Origin of the sequence: Faecalibacterium prausnitzii (genome assembly GCF_003324185.1) — a bacterium.
GTDB lineage: Bacteria > Bacillota > Clostridia > Oscillospirales > Ruminococcaceae > Faecalibacterium > Faecalibacterium prausnitzii.
Genome location: NZ_PXUP01000049.1, coordinates 1 through 2412 on the forward strand (window position 1 = coordinate 1; position 2412 = coordinate 2412).

Genomic DNA, 2412 nt, shown 5'->3' on the forward strand with positions numbered 1-2412 from the left:
CGCGCCCAGACCGCGCTGCTGCTGTGGAACACCGCAGGCCGTCCCGAGCCTGCCGACGCTCCGGCCTTTGCAGACGTAGCAGACCCGGATACCGCTAAGGCAGCCCAGTGGTGCGTGGAGCAGGGCCTGATGAAGCGCCGCCTGAACGGCAAATTTGCCCCGGGCAGCAGCATCCCGGCCTATCAGGTACTGAACGCCTACCGCAAGCTGGCAGGAGGCTGACAACCGAAGGATCATTTTGCCCCCTGCCGGGCAATGACCACTTCTTGAAAAAGGGTACCCTTTTTTCGGGGGAAGCGTCAGCTTCTCCCGAATGGGGCCCTGAAAAAATTTTACCACAGAAAGGAGCACCCCGTGAAACAGCGATTCTCAAAACGAACGCGCCTTGTCAGCGCCTTGTTGACGCTGGCAATGGTGTTCACCTTTTTGCCCTTCAGCGCCTTTGCGGCTACGGATAGTTACGGCCCCGTCTATATCACTGATGCTAATGTCCCGGACAAAACGTTCCGGGAATATCTCCTCAAACGGTTTGACAAAGATGGTAACGGTGTTCTGACACCGGCAGAGCGGTACGCAGCCACTGAGATCGATGTCGAGAATAAGTACATCAGTAACCTGTCTGGCATTCAGTTTTTTCCAAACCTGAAGGTATTGAACTGCGGCCATAACCGGCTGACGAAACTGGATGTGAGCGAAAATACGGTGTTGCAGGAACTGGTTTGTTGGGAAAACCAGCTGACCAGTCTGGATGTAAGTCAAAATACGGCATTGCAGGAGCTGGCTTGTTTTGAAAACCAACTGACCAGTCTGGATGTAAGTCAGAATCCAGCATTGCAGAAGCTGTCTTGTTGGGACAACCGGCTGACAAGTCTGGATGTGAGCAAGAATACGGAATTGACGTATCTGAAGTGCAGCTATAACCGGCTGACGGAGCTGGATGTGAGCAAGAATACGGAATTGACGTATCTGGATTGCGGCTATAACCGGCTGACAGAGCTGGATGTGAGCCAGAACACCAAACTGACCGAGCTGTATTTCGTCTCCAATAAGATCACATCGCTGCAGGCAGACAACTGCACAAATCTTACGGTAATCTTCACCGGCAGCAACAAATATAAGGTTGAGGTCTACAAAAAGACCCGTATCTTAGACCCCAGCATCCTGCCCGGAAACTTTGATATAAGCCGGGTCAGAAACCTGAAGGGGGCCACCCAAAACGCTGACGGCACCCTGACGGTGCAAGAAGGCGGCGGAAAGGTGACCTACGAGTACCGCTGCGTTGGAGAAATCTACAAACCCTTTACCCTGAATGTTACCGAGACCGATGACCCCAATGCCGGTATCGTGCCCCCGGTAACGCCTCCCTCCGGCGGCGGTGATTCCATTGCCATTAACGCTTCCAACTTCCCGGACCCCGATTTCAGAACTTACGTCAAGGCAGAATTTGATAAGGACAATAATAATTCCCTCAGCGAGAGCGAGCGGAAAACTGTCACTGTGATCAATGTTAAGGACAAGCTCATTGAAACCCTAGAAGGCATCGAGTTCTTCCCCAACCTGAAGGAACTGGATTGCTCCATAAACCAGCTGAGTAGGCTGGATGTGAGCCAGAATACAGCATTGGAGAAACTGGATTGCTCCACAAACCAGCTGGCCAGTCTGAATTTGAGCAAGAACGCAAAATTGAAGTATCTGTATTGCAGCCAAAACGAGCTGACCAGTCTGGATGTGAGCCAAACGGCTGTTACGACACTGAATGCAAGCGACAACAAAATCGATATCGATGTTGAAGAGACACCCCGCACCTTTGACCTGAGCACCCTCCCCGGTAAATTTGACGTGACCAAGGCCACCAACTGGAGCGGCGGCACTGTGAGTGGCAAAACCCTGAAGGTGAACGAAGGCACGAACCAAGTGACCTACACCTACGCCTGCGGCAAGGGCCGCAGCGAGACTTTTACCCTGAACGTGAAGGTCGTCCCGGACGGCACGGTAACGCCTCCCTCCGGCGGTGATACCCCGGGCGGCACCACCCCCGGCGGCTCTACCGGCGGCGGTGACGGCGGCGGTGCGGTCGTCATCGTGGCGGCAGTAGGCGCAGTGGCGGCTGGCGTTGTGGGCTACGGCGTGTACAATTATGTTTCCGGCCGCAAGCTGCAAGCCCTGCTGCCGGAAGGTGTGGCTGCACCCGAAAACCGCGCCCAGACCGCGCTGCTGCTGTGGAACACCGCAGGCCGTCCCGAGCCTGCCGATGCCCCGGCCTTTGCAGACGTGGCAGACCCGGATACCGCCAAGGCAGCCCAGTGGTGCGTGGAGCAGGGTCTGATGAAGCGCCGCCTGAACGGCAAATTTGCCCCGGGCAGCAGCATCCCGGCCTATCAGGTACTGAACGCCTACCGCAAGCTGGCAGGA

The 2412-nt window shown here is 55.5% G+C and carries 1 protein-coding gene and 1 pseudogene; both read left to right on the forward strand.

Translation table 11 applies throughout. The features are described 5' to 3' along the window. A pseudogene (locus C7J97_RS15120) lies at window positions 1-222 on the forward strand (hypothetical protein); the annotation flags it as partial. 132 nt (window positions 223-354) lie between these two features. Next, window positions 355-2412 (forward strand): leucine-rich repeat domain-containing protein (locus C7J97_RS14540; protein ID WP_113993044.1); only part of this gene is annotated, 2058 nt, incomplete at its 3' end.